This is a genomic window from Pelodictyon phaeoclathratiforme BU-1, assembly GCF_000020645.1.
Lineage (GTDB): Bacteria > Bacteroidota > Chlorobiia > Chlorobiales > Chlorobiaceae > Chlorobium > Chlorobium phaeoclathratiforme.
Window position 1 is genome coordinate 1,592,727 of sequence record NC_011060.1, and the last position, 17,035, is coordinate 1,609,761.

A 17,035-nucleotide genomic window follows, 5' to 3' on the forward strand; every position below is an offset into this window, starting at 1 on the left:
TCTCTTTTTTTATTGCTCCGCAGAGTTACTAAAGATCATAAGGATCATCGATAATTTCAAAAACAATCTCTTTCTGGTGATCCGGAAATCCAATTCTGATGTAATGGATGTTTTCACTTTTGAAGATATCTGCGCCTTTTTCTGCTGCCCTCAGAATGATGTGACCTTTATGATGACCGAGCTCTTTTGAAAGGTCGTTCCATTTTCTGAACACGATATTGGTATACGACTCCCCCTCTCTGACCGCTAACAGATCGCTCTCCGAAAGATCAACTATCAGCTCCGGAACTGCAAGCAACGACATCTCCTTGCCAATCCAGATAGAAATAATTTCACAGTGAAACGGCAGGAAAACAGCGTTTTTGACAACAAATCCCTTTTCTGCATTCCTGACAGCATCAAAAAAGCTTTTCATGAGGCTTGAGTGTTTATAATTATTAACCGACGACAACTATAAGCAAAACAATAGTAACCATAATAACAACGGATATTGGCAAAAGGACAGGCAAGGCATCGTTAGAGACTTACGCCAGAAAATCAGGACACTCTACATCTGCCTGAGCTGCAATATTTTTACCCATGAAGTTTGGTGCATTACCGATATACATCATTGCTCAAAAAAAGAGTGTTGCCAAAGAAATTGCCAGGAGACAAATGGCTGATGATACCTCCCCCTGTACCGGAGATCCATTGTGGTATCAGCTTTTATGACTCTCATACTGATCAGACCCATAGAGATTGACCTGTTTGCGATAATACGCAAAAGCCTCTTCCTGACGAACCACTCCAAGCAGCTTTCCCTCACCAGAATCAAGAACCGGCAACAGGTCATAATCGGAGATCTCAAAAAGCTTGAGCGCCTCATCAAGCTTTGAGCTTTCATAGAGCACTGGAACATCTTTTTTTACAATATCTTCGGCAATCAATCCCACAAGAAAATCTTCCTTGAGAAGAATTCTCATCTCATTGAGACTGATAATACCTGAAAACAAGCTGTGCTCATTGGTGACAAGAAAAGTTGACTCAGGTGTATTGAAGAATACATCAATCATGTTTGTCGCACTCTCTGAATCTCTGAATTGTACGTAGTCTGTTTTCATGACTTCGGAAATGCTGATATGCTCGGCAACCGACAAGGCAATGCCGAAGCCGACCCTGACTCCCTCCTTTTCAAGGACATAGCTTTCCATGGTATGGCGGTAGGCAAGCCGTGCAATAAGAGAGGAGGTTACGGCAGCAAACATGATCGGTAGCACAATCTCGTACTGGCCTGTTATTTCAAAGAGAATAAGGATGACGGTCAACGGGGCTCTCATGACTCCTGCCGTCAACGCCCCCATACCGACAAGAGCATAGGCTCCTGAGGTTGCCGTTATTGCGGGAAACAACATATGCACAAGCGTACCAAACATCCCTCCGAGCATGGCCCCCATTTTCATGGCTGGTGCAAACATCCCTCCCGAGCCTCCGGAACCAATACTGAAACCGGCAACAACCGGTTTGAGAAAATAGATACCGATCATGTTGCTCCAGCTTTCATGACCATTGACAGCATGATTAATGGCCTCATAAGAAAATCCATAGAGTCCGGGAAGCCACATGCAGATCAGTCCACTCATGAGGCCACCAATAGCCGGCATGGCCCATATGGGGATCTTCCATCGTTTTTCGATTCTGCCAAACCACTCCTCAATTGCATAGTAAATCTTGATGAACATAACAGCCGAGAGCCCTGCAAGAATGCCAAGTAAACAATAAAAAAGGAGTTCCGTATTTGATACAAGGGAGTATTCATGAACCTGAAAAGTCGGAGAGTTCCCGAGAAAGCTTCTTGAAAGGACAGTTCCGATAACTGCTGCGATAACAATGGGACTGAATGTTTTGACACTGAAATCTCCAAGTAGTACCTCGATAGCAAACATGACGCCACCAATCGGAGCATTGAAAACGGCCGCAAGACCGGCTGCTGCTCCACAGCCGAGAAGCGTACGGGTTTTGTTCGGCGAAAAGCGAAGCATCTGAGCTACCGTAGAACCGATTGCTGCACCAACCTGAACAATCGGAGCTTCACGTCCACCGCCACCTCCCGTACCGATGCTCAAAACAGAGGTTATGCTTTTATGAATCCACAATTTCCGGTTAATAACACCATCATTCTGGGCAACAGCCTTGATCACTGAAGCAAGACCATGTCCGGGCCGTGCTTTTACAATAAATGCATTGTAGAGGCCGACAAATAGCCCCCCTGCTGCTGGTATGAAGGGAAGAAAGAAGATCCAGTATTTGTCGATAAATGGAGCTTTGTCAAAAGATCGAAGAGCGGTAAAACTGATGGCGCTGATCGTCATGATGGCATCGTGAAAAATGACGGCAACATATCCGGTCATAAGACCAACGCCTACAGCAACAAAAAGGAACGGAATATCCTGGGTCAGATTAAGCTGAACAAGAAAAGAATCGAGGGTAAGGCGAAAAAACTGCTGTGAAGTACCCTTGAAATATCGGCTTCGCCTGAAAATACTGTAGAAAAAAGCTAATACCTTTCTGCTGAGACTCCCTTTCATGCGAGGTGACAGTTTCATTACTCAATATGCTAAAAAACGAATGCAACCCGGTGACAAAACCCCTGAAACCCCAACATTCAAAATAAGGTCGGGTTTTAGCACCAAAACTTCAAAGCCGCCTTTTCATCAGGCGGCTTTGTTTTTTTAGAAGTACAGGTTTTACTCAGGATCAAAAAATGAGAGTTGTGAACTTACCGATTGGCTATCACTCACCTTGAAGTCACGATAGGCATTGATAAGAGCGTTGGTCGAACTGTCGTGGCAGGAGATGGTTTCACTCCCCTGAATTTCAGGGAAAATAGCCTTGGCAAGCTGTTTGCCAAGTTCGACACCCCACTGGTCAAAAGAGTTGACACCCCAGATAATCCCCTGCACAAAAACCTTATGCTCATACATGGCGATGAGAGCACCAAGGGAATAAGGATTGAGTTCCTTGAGCAGAATCGTATTTGTCGGACGATTTCCAGGAAAAACCTTATGCGGCAACAGCATGTTCATTTCGGAATCATCACATCCAGCCGCATCGAGTTCCTGACGCACCTCCTGCTCATTTTTGCCTCTCATGAGCGCTTCGGTCTGTGCAAAACAGTTTGCAAGAAGGATATCATGATGCTCCCCTATCGGGTTTTGGGTTTTAAGCGGCACAATAAAATCTGCCGGAATAAAATTGGGGCTCTGATGGAGCAACTGAAAAAATGCGTGCTGTGAATTCGTGCCTGGTTCACCCCAGATCACCGGACCGGTTGCATACTCAACCATGTTGCCAGCAAGATCAACCCTCTTGCCATTACTTTCCATATCAAGCTGCTGCAGATAGGCTGGAAAGCGGTGCAGATACTGGTCGTAGGGAATAACTGCGTGAGATGAGACATCGAAAAAATTATTGTACCAGACTCCAAGCAAAGCAAGGAGAATCGGGATATTGCCTTCAAGAGGCGACTGACGGAAATGCTCATCCATCGCACAGGCTCCATTGAGGAGCTCCTGAAAACGGTCAAAACCGAGAAAAAGTGCTATTGAAAGCCCTATTGAAGACCAGAGAGAATAACGCCCGCCAACCCAATCCCAGAACCTGAACATGTTCGCATCATCAATACCGAACTCCACCACCTTTGAACGGTTGGTTGAAACCGCCACAAAGTGCTTTGCAATATGTGATCTCTCGACAGCATGAGTCAAAAACCATGCACGGGCGCTCATGGCATTGGTAAGCGTCTCCTGGGTCGTAAATGTTTTTGAGGCAATAATGAAGAGCGTCGTTTCCGGATTGAGCTTTTTCAGCGTCTCACTGATATGGGTTCCATCAATATTGGAGACAAAATGCACCTGAAGATGGCCATGTGCAAAAGGACGGAGCGCTTCGGTTACCATACAGGGGCCGAGGTCAGAGCCACCGATACCGATATTGACCACGTCGGTCATACGCTTTCCGGTATACCCCTTCCACGAGCCAGAAATAACCCTCTCACAACAATCCTTCATCTGAACGAGCACATCAGCAATTTCTGTTGAAAGATCGAGACCGTCAACAACAAGCGAATATCCTGGTGGTCTGCGAAGAGCAGTATGGAGCACTGCACGGTTTTCGGTGCGATTGATTGGAGCGCCATCAAACATCTCATCACGTCTTTTTTCAAGCTCAACACTGCGGGCAAGATCCAGAAGCAGTTCCATCGTACGAGAAGTGATCCTGTTTTTTGAATAGTCAAGCATCAGTTCGCCCCACTGAAGAGAAAATTGTTCAAAACGATTACCACCGTCCTGAAACATCTCCCGCATATGAAGTGTTTCAATCTCCTGCTTGTGTAATAAAAGAGCATTCCAGACTTCGCTTCGTGACAGACCCATGTGTTGAATTTGTTTACCTGTTTATAAATTTTTTACTGCCATGAGGGACGATAACGCAGAGTCAGCAACCATCCATCACCATCACGCTCACATGCAATAATCTCAGCAATGCTTCGGATAATATACAAGCCTCTCCCTGATAACCGGAAAAGATTCCGGGGATCAACCGGATTTGGCAATGCATCCAAATTAAACCCGTTTCCACAATCCCTGACAGAGGCCAGGAGCACTTCGGCAGAAGCAGTGAGTGAAATGGAGACATTCAAGTCCTCCCGCTCTTTATTACCATGCTTGACCGCATTGACAAAGGCCTCCTTCATGGTAAGCTGCAGCTCTTCAAAAAAAAGGGTGCTGTATCCCTCATCTTGCGAAAACAAGGCAACAAACCTGTACAATACTTCGTATGCTGAAGAGTTGCCCTGCAGCATAATGTCAGCTCGCCTCATGATACGCTTATCTGTTACGGTAAAATCGGAATATACGCAATGAATGTACAATGAAGCGAGCGTCCGAACAAACCCGAAAAAGAGGGCTGTGCATTATTTTGTTAAGCAAAAAGTAAAAAAAGCCTGATTTATCTCCCTCATTTGCAATATTTTATTAGTTTTCTATATTAGGTGTCAATGTTTTCTTTAAGAACTCAATCTTGTTTCAGGAAGAGAAAAAAAGAAGACAACTGATTAACACAACAACACAACCAATAAAACCAGGAGCAGGTCAATGAAAAAAGCAGTAAAATTATTAAGCCTCGCAGTAGCACTTTTTGCTGGACTCGGCAATACCGCCCAGGCAGCAGGATTTAAAATCGGCGCAGACGTCGTCAGCAGTTACGTCTTTAGAGGTACCGAATTTGGTAATTCAGTAGCCATTCAGCCAGCCCTTTCCTACACCTGCCCGACAACCGGTATTATTGTTGGCGCATGGGGTTCCTATGCTGTCAGTGAAGATGCGGGCAACAGACACAAGGAGATTGATCTTTATGCAACGCTGCCGGTAGGTCCACTCAGCTTCACTGTAACCGATTATAATTCACCTGATGGCGGCGATTCATTTGATTTCAGTGATGATGGTTCCAACGTGGTTGAACTCAGCGTTGGCTATACAAAAGACAATCTCAGCCTTCTGGCCGCAATCAACGTCGCTGGACTTGATACCGATAATGCAAAATACTGCGAAGCCGGCTACAAGTTCTACGACAAGGATGGCTATACGGCAAAAGGCGTTGTGGGATTAGGTGATGAAGATTTCTATGGCGATGGTGATGGAGACAATATCGCTCTTGTCAACACCGGTATATCGGTTTCCAAAGACCGCTTCACTGCATCGTACATCTACAACCCTGACACCGCTAAATCAAACCTTGTCTTTATGGCATCGTTCTGAACCCGGTTCCCGAAACAAAAAAAGGAGGCTTTCTCAAAAGGCCTCCTTTTTTTTATACCTGCCATTGAGCTAAATATCTGCTTCGTAAATAACATACTCTTTATAAGGTGTACCGCCAATCACCTTTGCAAGCTTGCTCATAGCTTCATTGGCTTTGAGTATCCAGCTCATCTCACTTGCATGAACCCCGTGCTGACCGCCATAATCAGCAATTTCGGCATTCATGATACTGTCAACACCCTTGTTGCGATATTCAGGCAGCACACCCATCACAATAGTGCGCACCATAGTAATTTTTCGACTGTACCAGAGATATTTCAGAAGACCAATGGGTGAAAAGGGGTTGCCATTTACATGCCTGAGAGCCTGATTGACATCGGGAAGCGAGAGTGAAAAACCGATCGTACGCTTGTTACGATCCTCAACAAAAAAGATGTAGTGAGGATTTGCAAGAGGCTTGAGACTTTTACCAAGAAAATAGAACTCCTTGTCGGTCATCGGAACAAAACCCCAGTTTTTCTCCCAGGCCTTGTTATAAATCTCCCGCATACGATCAACTTCCCGGTCAAAATCCTTCATGTTCATGGTACGTATGGTCAATCCTTCCCGCTTCTTGACATGCTCTGATATACGGCGCAGACGCTCGATATCAATACTCTCCTGATCGATATACCAGGCAAGAAGCTCCTGACCGATATGATGGCCGTATTTCAAAACAAGATCATTGTAATAGGGGGGATTGTAGAGCATGAGGAAAACTGGCGAACTGTCATATCCTCTTGTCAACATACCGCACTGATCGTTCATGGATGGACTCACCGGTCCACGCATGGCATTGAGTCCCCTCTTTTTGAGCCACCCTGCCGCTGCGCCAAACAAGGCGTCAGCAACACCCTGGTCATTGATACACTCAAAAAAACCCCAGAAGCCAACCTTGTCTTCATGAACTGCATTATGGCGACGATTCTCAATCGCGGCAATGGTGCCCGCCATAACGCCATCTTTCCAGGCAGTAAAGAGGGCTAATTCGGCATGATCATAGAGGGGAAAAAGCTTGGTATCGAGTGTTTTCATGTAATCCTCAATAACCGGCGGCACCCAATACTTATTGAGTTCAGGACTCTTGCGGTAAATCTGCCACGCAAAAGTGATAAACTGTTTTCGCTCTTTTTTATTCTGAACCTGTCGAATCTCAATGGCCATAGAACCCCTCACTCGATAAATTTGTCAGACGCGGAACGGTCTCTCAAAGCTGACTTACTGAAAAAGCTTGCGCATTACAGCGGCCCCCTCACGGAGCATGCGTTCTGTCTCTTCCCATGACAGACATTCATCAGTAATGGAAACCCCATATCTCAGCTTGTCAGGATCCTCGGGGAAAGGTTGGTTGCCACAATAGAGATTACTCTCAATCATGACACCAACGATACTTTTGTTACCCTCGGTTTTCTGTTTGAGAATATTATCCCAGACAGTAAGCTGTTGCTCATGTTTTTTGCCTGAATTGGCATGACTGCAATCAACAAGAAGTGACGGCTCAAGACCGGACTTGCCAATCCATGACTCTGCGACAGCAATACTTGCTGCATCATAATTTGGTTTCTCTCCACCCCGCAACACAAGATGCCCAAAGGGGTTCCCTTTCGTTGTAATGACACTGCTGTGTCCTTCCTGATCAATACCAAGGAAACTGTGGGGATGCATTGCTGAACGGATCGCATCAACGGCAACGTTAAGTCGGCCATCCGTAGAGTTTTTGAAACCGACCGGCATGGAAAGTCCGCTGGCCATCTGCCGATGAGTCTGTGATTCAATAGTCCGAGCCCCAATTGCGGCCCAACTCACCAGATCTGCAACATACTGAGGCGATATGGGATCAAGAAATTCAGTCGCGGACGGCAAACCCATTTCATTGATTTCAAGCAGAAGCTTTCGGGCATGAAACAGACCATGCTCTATATCGTAGGTATCATCAAGATGAGGATCGTTGATAAACCCTTTCCAGCCAATAGTCGTACGTGGTTTTTCAAAATAAACCCGCATCATGATGCAGAGATCATGCTGGAGTTCCGTGCGCAATACGGACAGTTTTGAGGCATACTCCCGAGCGGCATCCATATCATGGATTGAACAGGGACCGACAATCACCAGCATTCTTGAATCCTTGCCAGTCAATATATTTTCAACTTCACGACGTCCAGCCGTTACTGTCGCGGCAACCTTCTCACCAACCGGCAGCATCTCCTTCAGTGCCCTTGGGGAAGCAAGACGAATAATACGCGAAACTCTTAAATCATGTAACTGTTCCATTCTTTCTACAGCAATAATAACATCATAAGGATTTACTTGAGGCAAGATAAAAAAACCACACGAATATCATGAGCATCCATGTCTATAAATTCATCAAAATGGTACACAGAAAAAATCTCTGTTTTTTTATGCAATCATTTATGTATGCTGCTCGTCGCGACAAGATTTCTTTAATCGAATAGCCTCAAAAAAAATATATTATACCAGTAAATAGCAAAGGTGCAAATAAAAAGGTGTAACCGCCATTGAAACATTATCCAATAAAATTACAGGCAATCCATAATCAAACAAAAATATGAACGTACTGATCACTGACGGTATTGACCCTCAATGCGGTCAGATACTCACTCAAAACGGTTTTACGGTAACCGAAAAGCCAAAAATCAGCAAGGATGAACTCAAGGAGATCATCGGGAACTTTGACAAGTTGATCGTCAGGAGCGCAACGAAAGTTACCGCAGAAATTATCGAGTGCGGCACAAAGCTGAAACTTATCGGAAGAGCCGGAGCCGGAGTGGATAACATCGACCTTGAGGCTGCCACCCGCAATGGCATTATCGTAATGAACACCCCTGGAGGAAACACAGTTTCCGCTGCTGAACACACCTGCGCCATGATGCTCTCCGCTGCACGTCGTATCCCCCAGGCAACAGCAGATCTGAAGCAGGGAAACTGGAGTAAGACAAAATTTTCCGGCGTCGAACTTGAGGGTAAAACCCTTTCTGTGATCGGTCTTGGAAAAATCGGGCGTGAAGTAGCATCCCGTATGCAGGCATTCGGAATGAAAACAATTGCCTATGACCCCATGATCCCTGACGAATATGCTGCAAAACTCAACATTGAGCTCCTTCCCCTGCATGAAAATTTCATGCGTGCCGATTTTATCACTATCCACTCATCCCTTAACGAATCAACCCGTAATCTGATTTCAAAAGAGACGCTTGACTTGATGAAGGATGGAGTAATCATCGTCAACTGCGCCCGAGGTGGAATTATTAATGAAGCCGATCTTGCGGAAGCCATTCTTTCCGGAAAAGTCTCTGCTGCGGCACTTGATGTTTTTGAAACTGAACCCGTCAGCCCTGATAATCCACTTCTCAAACTCGATCAGGTTATTGCTACCCCGCATATTGCCGCATCCACCAGCGAAGCTCAGGAAAAGGTTGCCATTCAAATCGCCGATCAGATTGTCGAGTGGAAGCAAACAGGAAAACTCAAAGGCGCCGTTAATGCCTCCGCTGTCGAACTTGCACAGGCCCCGGGGGTACGCTCATATCTTACACTGGCGGAAAAACTCGGAGCTACACTGGCACAAATGGCTCCCGATCAAGCCAACAAAATGACCGTCAGAACCTCTGGTGAGTTCCTTCACACCTTCAATGAAGTCATTACAGCGGCAGCCCTTAAAGGCTTTCTTGATGTCAGGCAGTCGAAAGACACCAATTACATTAATGCATTCACCATGGCAAAAGAGTGCGGCATAAGCCTGGAGCAGAAATTTGAAAAAGAGAATCCGGACTATACCAACCTGATCCGCATTGAACTTGAGAACGGAACAACAAAACGCATGATCGGCGGCACCATCTTTGGTGAGAAGGAGATCAGGATTGTCATGATCGACCAGTTTCTTGTGGAATTCAAACCGGAAGGCAACATCATTATTTACAACAATACCGACAAACCAGGCGTCATTGCCAATGTCACCCAGTTACTGTTGCAGCATAATCTGAATGTCGCCTATGTGGCCCTTTCAAGGGATGAGGAGAAAAATATGGCAATGACCGCAATTGTAGTTGATGGTGAAGTTACACCGGTGTTACTCGATGAAGTGAGGAACGTTAATGGTGTTGATGTCGCCAACCTTGTTTCGCTCTGAACTCTGAAAAAGAAAAAACAGTCAACAAAAAACCTGCCATCGTAGCAGGTTTTTTGTTGTGTTCATAGTAAATAAGAAGCGAACCACCCTGATTATTTCGCCTTTTCGAAATCAACACTCAGCCACTTGTCTTCATAAGAGGCGCCTGTTGACTCCATGCCGGCAAGAAAAATCGGAAGGGCAACAATTTTCTGGTAATCACCAATACGGATAGTAAGATCGTCGCCAAGTTTGAGGATTTTTGGCTCCAGTCCCATGTTTTCCATAAAAGGCAATCTGACGCGAACCTTGTAATGACCATCAGAAACCTTCTTGATATCAATAGGGTTCTCGTTGAAGAAGACATCGAGAGGATTCAGGTCACCATAAACTTTCTCACCTACCCTGCGAAGCATCGGAAGACCAACAACCTCATCATCAAACAAAGGTACTTCGGTGATCGGTATTGGTGCAAAAGCCTCACTGATCTGATCAATGTACTTCTGCTGAATAGCACGCCACTTCTGGAAATAAGGATCGGGACTCTGATCTGGCATAACGCGGTTAATCGTAATGCGGTCAACCGTAATGCCGTAAAGATTAAGATAGGTCAAGGCACGCATAGACTCCTTGATCACCATCTTTTCAGGATTCATGACAAGCCGCATGGTCGTTTTTGAACTGTCGGCCAACAAATCAATAATCCCTTCCGTAGAAGAAAAAAGATTGTCAACCTTATCATAAACTTCCACTGGAGCCACAAAATCGTCCATTTTCTTGATTTTCTTCGAAAGCGGCCTGAGAACCGGCTTTACCATAAATTTTTCGACATTACGGATAAGCTTGATAAACCATCCAAATGTTTCAGGCAGGGAGAGCAGACGAAGTGTTTCACCGGTTGGTGCGCAATCAACAACAAGAAGATCATACTCCTGCTGCTCATTGTAACGTTTAATATACGAGAGGGAAAAGAGCTCTTCCATACCTGGAAGCACACCCATCTCCTCAGCATAAACCCCCTCAATTCCACGAGATTCCATCAAATGAGCGAAGTGCTCCCTGACTACATCCCAGTTCAGATTGAGATCACCAAAAACGCTGACTTCCTGACCCCAAAGATTTTCAGCAACTTTTACTGGCGAAGGTCCTAACTTAACATCGAGCGAGTCACCCAGACTGTGGGCCGGATCGGTAGACATAATGAGGGTCTTGTACCCCATATCTGCTGCCTTAAGCGCTGTTGCGGCTGCTACAGAGGTCTTACCAACACCACCTTTTCCGGTAAAAATGATATTACGCATACGTTTTAGTTATTCTCATTTAAAGAATTATTGAATAAAGCGGTTTCTACCAACAATTATTCTCCGTCAGTTGTCCAACCTGAAAAGGCCTAAGATAACAAATTATCCATAAATTGAATACGACGAAAACAATTCCGATACTAAAAAAATCAGCCCCCCCCCAAAAAAACAGATTGACCCTTGAGAGCTGCTCACATCCCTGTCAACAAGCTGAACAAGAACGCGTCAACACAAAAACCAGCGGGATCAACAAAAGTCTTTTCCCTTGATGATCAACGCCTGCGCTTCCGGGAATGACGAGTATGTCTTGCTTTTTTCGCTTTTCGATTCTTTGCAGCCGAAACCTTCCGGGATGATGAGTGCTTCTTTGTGGTGAAGGTCTCACCCTCAACCTTGAGACGCTGACCAGGAAGAACTTTCATCCTGCCACCCAGATTGTTCAGCGCCATCAAATGCTGAACGGTAGTATGATACTTCCTTGAAATAGAGAGAAGCGTATCGCCTCTCCGCACCCTGTAACGTATTATTTTTTTACCTCCACCATCATTGCCTTTTGGCTTATCCACCTGTGCAGAAGTGCTGTTATCCGGTGCGCCAAAAACGATAAGCTTCTGACCCGGAGTAACATCGGCATCCTTAAGGTTATTCCACGCTATGAGCTGACTGATGTAGGCACGATACAACCGTGCAATAGAGCCCAGACTTTCTCCTGATTGCACGATATGTACTTTCTGGGCATTGTCTGCAGCTCCCGACTCAACAGTGCGGCTGCGAGGCTCAGCATTGAGACTTTCAAGCCGGGCATAAAGATTCTCACGCTCCAGCGTTGCTGCAGACTTGTAAGCATAGATCTCCTCTTCACGCTTCTGGAACTGAGCAACATATCTCCTTGGAAGTCTGATGACATTGGGAGAAACAGATGCCGCTGCAGGAATAATACCCAGTTTATATTGCGGATTAAGGAATCGGAGATCACCCATCGGCACACCTATGGTCTCACTGATCTGTTCAAACGACAAAAGACGTGTCGTTTTCAGCGTATCAATATCCTGATACAAAAATCCCGGTTCAACCGGACGAATATTGTGCTCATTGTAGTAACTCATAATATAGTTCACAGCAATGAACGCTGGAACGTAGCCCCTGGTCTCTGCCGGAAGGTAATCCCATATTGCCCAATAATCCTTTATTCCTCCAGCCCTCCTGATAGCCTTGTTGACATTTCCCGGACCGGAATTATAAGCAGCAAGGGCAAGGAACCAGTCTCCATAGATATTGTAGAGATCCCTTAAATGCCTGCTTGCAGCAACTGAAGCCTTGTAAGGGTCATAACGATCCTCAATAAAGGAAGATGACTGCAATCCGTACATTTTTCCGGTTCCGTACATAAACTGCCATAACCCTTTTGCCCCGGCAGAAGAGACCGCCGTCGGATTCAGGGCAGATTCCACAATAGCGAGATACTTCATCTCAAGAGGCACATTGCAGGCATCCAATTTCTCTTCAAAAAGAGGAAAATAGAGTTTGCTCAATCCCAGAATTTTAGCCGTTGAGCTTCTCCTGTCAACAGCATAAAGTCGTATAAATCCGCGAACATGCTCATTAAATACGAGATTTATCGGCGTTTTACGTCTAAGTGCGGCCATCCTTGCCACATATACCGAATCACTGAACTGGGGTACAAATGTTGCTGGAAATCCGAACTTGTCACCCTCCCGGGCAGGAACAGAAAAATGTTCATCCTTGAAATAGGTCGCATTCACCAAACTGTCAAGAATCTCGGCAACAGTCGACCTGGCAAACTGCTCTTTGCTATTGGTTTGAGATTCTGCAGCACGAACCGGAAAAACCGGCAACTGGAAAAGAAGTGCTGAAAGCAACACCTTAAGCAACGTATACGAAAAGCTGATTTTCACAAGCGGCAGTTTTATTTGGGCAGTGGTTGTTAAACGATCCATGCTGCAACAGCAAAAATCCCTGTGTAAACTATCGGAGTAACATAAAAACAGTTCCTGACTATTACAATAATCGTTTGCGTTTATCTGTAAACATGAGCAAATGACGCCAGCATCAGTAGAGTACGTCCCAGAGAAAAAGACCTGCCGGCAATGCTGGATTAAGCTGACTGGTCGTGACCCCGGTTTCAAGCATCCGACAGAAGTCCCCAACCGAAAGCCTCCCCTTTCCTGCACGTATCATGGCATCCACCAGATAGCGCACCATACTTCGCAAAAAGCGATCCGCTGAAATCCGTAGAACAAGGTAATGTTTGCAGGGGTACCATTTGCAAGCCGTTACGCTACATATCCGACCCGGGTTATCTCTGTCTTCCTTTGAAAAAGCCGAGAAATCATGAGTACCGACCAGGATGGCTGCCATTTGCTGCATAATCGCTACATCAAGCTTACCGAACGAACAGCCCGCAAACCGCCCATAAATCGCCGAAGGCTCCTCGATAAGGAAATAGCGGTATTGCCTTTCTTTGGCACTATGCCTTGCATGAAAATCAGCATCAACCTCTTCGGGATTGCTTATCCTGATTGTTTGAGGCAGAAGCGAGTTCAGTGAATGCACAATCCGGGATGGCTCCAGAGATGATGCTGTAAAAAAGTTTGCCGTCTGAGCCCTGGCGTGAACCCCCTTATCCGTTCTCCCTGCTGCAGCAAGAGAGATCTTTTCCTGCAAAATTTTACCAAGTGCGACTTCAATCTCCCCCTGAACGGTAACAATAGCACCCGACTGCCGCTGCCAGCCGGCAAACGAGGTTCCGTCATATTCAACAGTAACCCTTATGTTCTTCATAAAGAGAAATAAAATCTTTAGTACATTAGCTTTCCAATAATAGTTATCTTCCCGTCATCTACCAGAAAAACAATTACATTACGTTGCAGAAAACTCACCTTGCATCGCTCCTTCATGCGCTGAAAAGCCTGAAAAGCCCTGAAACCGAAAACCACTACAATGTTCCCGGCATCTGGAGCGGGAAAGAGAGCGGTACTGAACAGGTCAACCCTGCTGCTTACTTCGCTCAAATTATCGAAACAATCCTGAACAGCCGGGAAAACCCTGCCCGAAAGCCACAAAATCCCGACTGGAGAAGCAGTGCTGTAGTCTATAACCTCTTTATCCGTACCGCAACAGCTTTTGATCATGACGGTGACGGTTCAATCAGCACAGAGCCTCTTTCATGCGGATTCAGAGAAACAGGCACTCTGCTCAAAGCCATAGCGCTCCTGCCGTATATAAAGAATCTTGGTGCAAATACCATCTATCTTCTTCCGCTCACAGAAATAGGAACAACGTGCAGAAAAGGAGTTCTCGGTTCCCCCTATGCGGTCAAAAATCCGCGAAAACTTGATCCCCTGCTCGTCGAACCGGTACTTGAACTTTCAGCGGAACTTCTCCTCAAAGCATTTGTCGAAGCGGCACATCTCCTTGATATGTACGTTGTGCTTGAATTCGTCTTCAGGACAACCGCCATCGACAGCTCATGGATAACAGCTCATCCCGAATGGTTTTACTGGATTAAAGAGAATGAATGTACGCGCAATTACGGTCCCCCCCATTTTGACCGGGAGACACTCAACCGGATTTATGAGGTAGTTGACCGCCACGAACGGCACAACCTCCCAACCCCCCCTTCAGAGTACCGGGAACAGTTCGTTGCCCAGCCCGTAACACTCTGCGGAGAAGAAGACCTTCAGGGCAACGCAGCAGACGGAACATTATGCCGAATTGCAAGTGCCTTCTCCGACTGGCCCCCTGATGACCAGCAGCCCGCATGGAGCGATGTCACCTATCTGAAAATGCATACCCATGATGCATTCAATTACATCGCTTACAACACCATCAGAATGTACGACAGTGCCCTTGATGATCCCGCCACCTTCAACACAAGCCTCTGGGACGAGATCGCTGATATCATTCCCTTCTATCAGGATGAATATCAGATTGATGGCGCAATGATCGATATGGGCCATGCACTGCCAACACAATTAAAACAGACAATTGTCCGCAAGGCACGCGAAAAAAGAGCCGATTTTGCCTTTTGGGATGAAAATTTCAATCCCTCTCCCGAAATTCTGGCTGAAGGGTTCAACGCCGTCTTCGGTTCACTCCCCTTTGTTATCCATGATATTGTTTTTATCAGAGGGCTCTTGAACCACCTCAACAAAACCGGCGTCGCACTGCCATTTTTCGGTACAGGCGAAAATCACAACACACCGAGAGTCTGTTTCCGTTATCCCTGCCAGGAAGCTGGACGGAACCACTCCATCTTTATCTTTACACTCAGTGCCATACTGCCAACCATCCCGTTTCTTCAGTCGGGCATGGAGCTCTGTGAATGGTATCCCATTAACCTCGGCCTGAATTTCACTGCCGAAGACCGGACTCTTTACCCTCCCGAAAAACTCCCTCTTTTCAGCGCATTCAGTTTCGACTGGGAAAACAGCAATGGTCTCAGGCCACTCAACGGCTATATCCGCAAAATTCTCGAAATACGGGGAAGCTATCTCGACCTCATACTCTCGGGCGAAGCCGGTTCAATAACCATTCCCTATATCAGCCAACAGGATCTTTTTGCCGTGATGAGAACTGCAGCCGGTCGATCACTTCTGTTTGTCGGTAACAGCAACATCAACGATACCAGGAGTGGTTTTCTTGAGTTCAGCATGGAAAACTGCTCCCTGTACGACTTGATCAGCGAAACACATCTGCCGATCAAGGAGCATCGGCTTGAGGTGAGCTGCAAACCAGGAGAATGCATGCTGTTTGAATTGCCTCCCGAGCTTTGAAATACAATCATCGAAAACGTAACTTCCGTACTTTTCCATTAACCAAACCCATCGCTTCTTATGTCTATTCTCATTGTAGGCTCACTTGCCTTTGACGATATCGAAACCCCTTTTGGACGTTCCGACAACACCCTTGGCGGATCATCCACCTACATTGCCCTCTCGTCAAGCTATTTTACCGACAAAATACAAATGGTCGGCGTTGTCGGATCAGACTTTGGGAATGAACATTTCGAACTGCTGCACTCCAGAAACATCGACACCAAAGGGATACAAGTGATTGACGAAGGGAAAACCTTCCGCTGGGCAGGCCGCTACCATTACGACATGAACACCCGCGATACGCTCGACACCCAGTTGAACGTCTTTGCTGATTTCGATCCCGTTGTTCCCGAGCAATACAGGGATGCCGAATTTGTCTGCCTTGGCAATATCGACCCGGAACTGCAACTCAAGGTGCTCGACCAAATCAACAAACCGAAACTCGTCATCCTTGACACCATGAACTTCTGGATCGAAGGGAAGCCGGAAGAACTTAAAAAAACCCTTGAAAGAGTTGACATTTTCATCATCAACGACAGCGAAGCAAGGCTTTTCAGCGGTGATCCCAACCTTGTCAAATCAGCAAGAATCATCCGCCAGATGGGCCCAAAAACCCTGATCATCAAAAAAGGAGAGCATGGTGCCCTTCTCTTTACCGAAACAGGCATTTTTTCTGCTCCGGCCTATCCACTCGAATCCATTTATGACCCAACCGGTGCCGGCGACACCTTTGCGGGAGGTTTTATCGGACACCTTTCCCGCTGCGAAACCATCACTGATACCGAATTGCGCCGGGCGGTTCTCTACGGCAGCGCCATGGCAAGCTTCTGTGTAGAAAAGTTCGGAACCGACAAGATTGCAGCTCTTAATCTGCTTGAAATCGAAGATCGCTACCACAGTTTTCGTGAACTTTCAAGAATTGACGAATAAGGCGAT

Annotated in this window: 14 protein-coding genes; 4 read left to right on the forward strand and 10 right to left on the reverse strand. The window is 46.1% G+C overall.

Going from position 1 to position 17,035, the window contains the following annotated elements; genetic code table 11:
- Positions 1 to 28: 28 nt before the first annotated feature.
- From PPHA_RS07500 to PPHA_RS07515, 5 genes are all read right to left on the reverse strand, one after another.
- Positions 29 to 415 carry a hypothetical protein gene (locus PPHA_RS07500; RefSeq protein WP_012508250.1) on the reverse strand — a complete coding sequence of 129 codons (387 nt, stop codon included), beginning with the start codon at positions 413 to 415 and terminating at the stop codon, positions 29 to 31.
- Between the two features lie 109 nt (positions 416 to 524).
- Entirely contained in the window at positions 525 to 611 is an 87-nt protein-coding gene (locus tag PPHA_RS15570; RefSeq protein WP_223294029.1) for a sodium:proton antiporter, read from the reverse strand.
- 87 nt (positions 612 to 698) lie between these two features.
- The gene (locus PPHA_RS07505; protein WP_012508251.1) at positions 699 to 2,582 is read right to left on the reverse strand and encodes a chloride channel protein; all 1,884 of its coding nucleotides are present in this window, start codon (positions 2,580 to 2,582) and stop codon (positions 699 to 701) included.
- A 141-nt stretch (positions 2,583 to 2,723) separates the two neighbouring features.
- Positions 2,724 to 4,412: a glucose-6-phosphate isomerase gene (pgi, locus tag PPHA_RS07510; RefSeq protein ID WP_012508252.1), complete on the reverse strand. Its 1,689-nt coding sequence runs from the start codon at positions 4,410 to 4,412 to the stop codon at positions 2,724 to 2,726.
- Positions 4,413 to 4,444: 32 nt separating this feature from the next.
- Positions 4,445 to 4,858: an ATP-binding protein gene (locus tag PPHA_RS07515; RefSeq protein WP_150085631.1), complete on the reverse strand. Its 414-nt coding sequence runs from the start codon at positions 4,856 to 4,858 to the stop codon at positions 4,445 to 4,447.
- A gap of 274 nt (positions 4,859 to 5,132) precedes the next feature.
- Between PPHA_RS07515 and PPHA_RS07520 the strand changes: the two genes are divergently transcribed.
- Positions 5,133 to 5,795, forward strand: a complete 663-nt coding sequence (locus PPHA_RS07520; protein ID WP_012508254.1) for a TorF family putative porin — start codon at positions 5,133 to 5,135, stop codon at positions 5,793 to 5,795.
- Between the two features lie 69 nt (positions 5,796 to 5,864).
- Here the strand turns inward: PPHA_RS07520 and PPHA_RS07525 are convergent, their stop codons facing one another.
- Positions 5,865 to 6,998, reverse strand: coding sequence for a hypothetical protein (locus tag PPHA_RS07525; protein ID WP_012508255.1), 1,134 nt, complete (start codon positions 6,996 to 6,998; stop codon positions 5,865 to 5,867).
- Between the two features lie 54 nt (positions 6,999 to 7,052).
- Complete coding sequence (locus PPHA_RS07530; RefSeq protein ID WP_012508256.1) at positions 7,053 to 8,105, reverse strand: 3-deoxy-7-phosphoheptulonate synthase; 1,053 nt, start codon at positions 8,103 to 8,105, stop codon at positions 7,053 to 7,055.
- 295 nt (positions 8,106 to 8,400) lie between these two features.
- On the opposite strand from PPHA_RS07530, the gene serA reads away from it, so the two are divergent.
- Positions 8,401 to 9,981 carry a phosphoglycerate dehydrogenase gene (gene serA / locus PPHA_RS07535; RefSeq protein ID WP_012508257.1) on the forward strand — a complete coding sequence of 527 codons (1,581 nt, stop codon included), beginning with the start codon at positions 8,401 to 8,403 and terminating at the stop codon, positions 9,979 to 9,981.
- A 92-nt stretch (positions 9,982 to 10,073) separates the two neighbouring features.
- Here the strand turns inward: serA and PPHA_RS07540 are convergent, their stop codons facing one another.
- The 3 genes from PPHA_RS07540 to truA form a co-directional block, all read right to left on the reverse strand.
- A complete protein-coding gene (locus tag PPHA_RS07540) occupies positions 10,074 to 11,261 on the reverse strand; it encodes an ArsA family ATPase (RefSeq protein ID WP_012508258.1) in 1,188 nt (395 codons plus the stop codon).
- A gap of 272 nt (positions 11,262 to 11,533) precedes the next feature.
- Positions 11,534 to 13,219 (reverse strand): lytic transglycosylase domain-containing protein, encoded by a 1,686-nt coding sequence (locus PPHA_RS07545; RefSeq protein WP_012508259.1) that lies wholly within the window; start codon positions 13,217 to 13,219, stop codon positions 11,534 to 11,536.
- Positions 13,220 to 13,331: 112 nt separating this feature from the next.
- The gene (gene truA, locus PPHA_RS07550) at positions 13,332 to 14,063 is read right to left on the reverse strand and encodes a tRNA pseudouridine(38-40) synthase TruA (protein ID WP_012508260.1); all 732 of its coding nucleotides are present in this window, start codon (positions 14,061 to 14,063) and stop codon (positions 13,332 to 13,334) included.
- An 83-nt stretch (positions 14,064 to 14,146) separates the two neighbouring features.
- On the opposite strand from truA, the gene PPHA_RS07555 reads away from it, so the two are divergent.
- Complete coding sequence (locus tag PPHA_RS07555) at positions 14,147 to 16,057, forward strand: alpha-amylase family protein (protein WP_012508261.1); 1,911 nt, start codon at positions 14,147 to 14,149, stop codon at positions 16,055 to 16,057.
- A gap of 60 nt (positions 16,058 to 16,117) precedes the next feature.
- Positions 16,118 to 17,029, forward strand: a complete 912-nt coding sequence (locus PPHA_RS07560) for a carbohydrate kinase family protein (RefSeq protein ID WP_012508262.1) — start codon at positions 16,118 to 16,120, stop codon at positions 17,027 to 17,029.
- Positions 17,030 to 17,035: the final 6 nt, after the last annotated feature.

Bases quoted from the DNA above. Each gene is read 5' to 3' on its own strand.
- serA (WP_012508257.1), top strand. From the start codon at position 8,401: ATGAACGTACTGATCACTGACGGTATTGACCCTCAATGCGGTCAGATA.
- PPHA_RS07515 (WP_150085631.1), bottom strand. From the start codon at position 4,858: ATGAGGCGAGCTGACATTATGCTGCAGGGCAACTCTTCAGCATACGAA.
- PPHA_RS07520 (WP_012508254.1), top strand. From the start codon at position 5,133: ATGAAAAAAGCAGTAAAATTATTAAGCCTCGCAGTAGCACTTTTTGCT.
- PPHA_RS07540 (WP_012508258.1), bottom strand. From the start codon at position 11,261: ATGCGTAATATCATTTTTACCGGAAAAGGTGGTGTTGGTAAGACCTCT.
- PPHA_RS07505 (WP_012508251.1), bottom strand. From the start codon at position 2,582: ATGAAACTGTCACCTCGCATGAAAGGGAGTCTCAGCAGAAAGGTATTA.
- PPHA_RS07530 (WP_012508256.1), bottom strand. From the start codon at position 8,105: ATGGAACAGTTACATGATTTAAGAGTTTCGCGTATTATTCGTCTTGCT.
- PPHA_RS07525 (WP_012508255.1), bottom strand. From the start codon at position 6,998: ATGGCCATTGAGATTCGACAGGTTCAGAATAAAAAAGAGCGAAAACAG.
- PPHA_RS07545 (WP_012508259.1), bottom strand. From the start codon at position 13,219: ATGGATCGTTTAACAACCACTGCCCAAATAAAACTGCCGCTTGTGAAA.
- pgi (WP_012508252.1), bottom strand. From the start codon at position 4,412: ATGGGTCTGTCACGAAGCGAAGTCTGGAATGCTCTTTTATTACACAAG.
- truA (WP_012508260.1), bottom strand. From the start codon at position 14,063: ATGAAGAACATAAGGGTTACTGTTGAATATGACGGAACCTCGTTTGCC.
- PPHA_RS07500 (WP_012508250.1), bottom strand. From the start codon at position 415: ATGAAAAGCTTTTTTGATGCTGTCAGGAATGCAGAAAAGGGATTTGTT.
- PPHA_RS07560 (WP_012508262.1), top strand. From the start codon at position 16,118: ATGTCTATTCTCATTGTAGGCTCACTTGCCTTTGACGATATCGAAACC.
- PPHA_RS15570 (WP_223294029.1), bottom strand. From the start codon at position 611: ATGATGTATATCGGTAATGCACCAAACTTCATGGGTAAAAATATTGCA.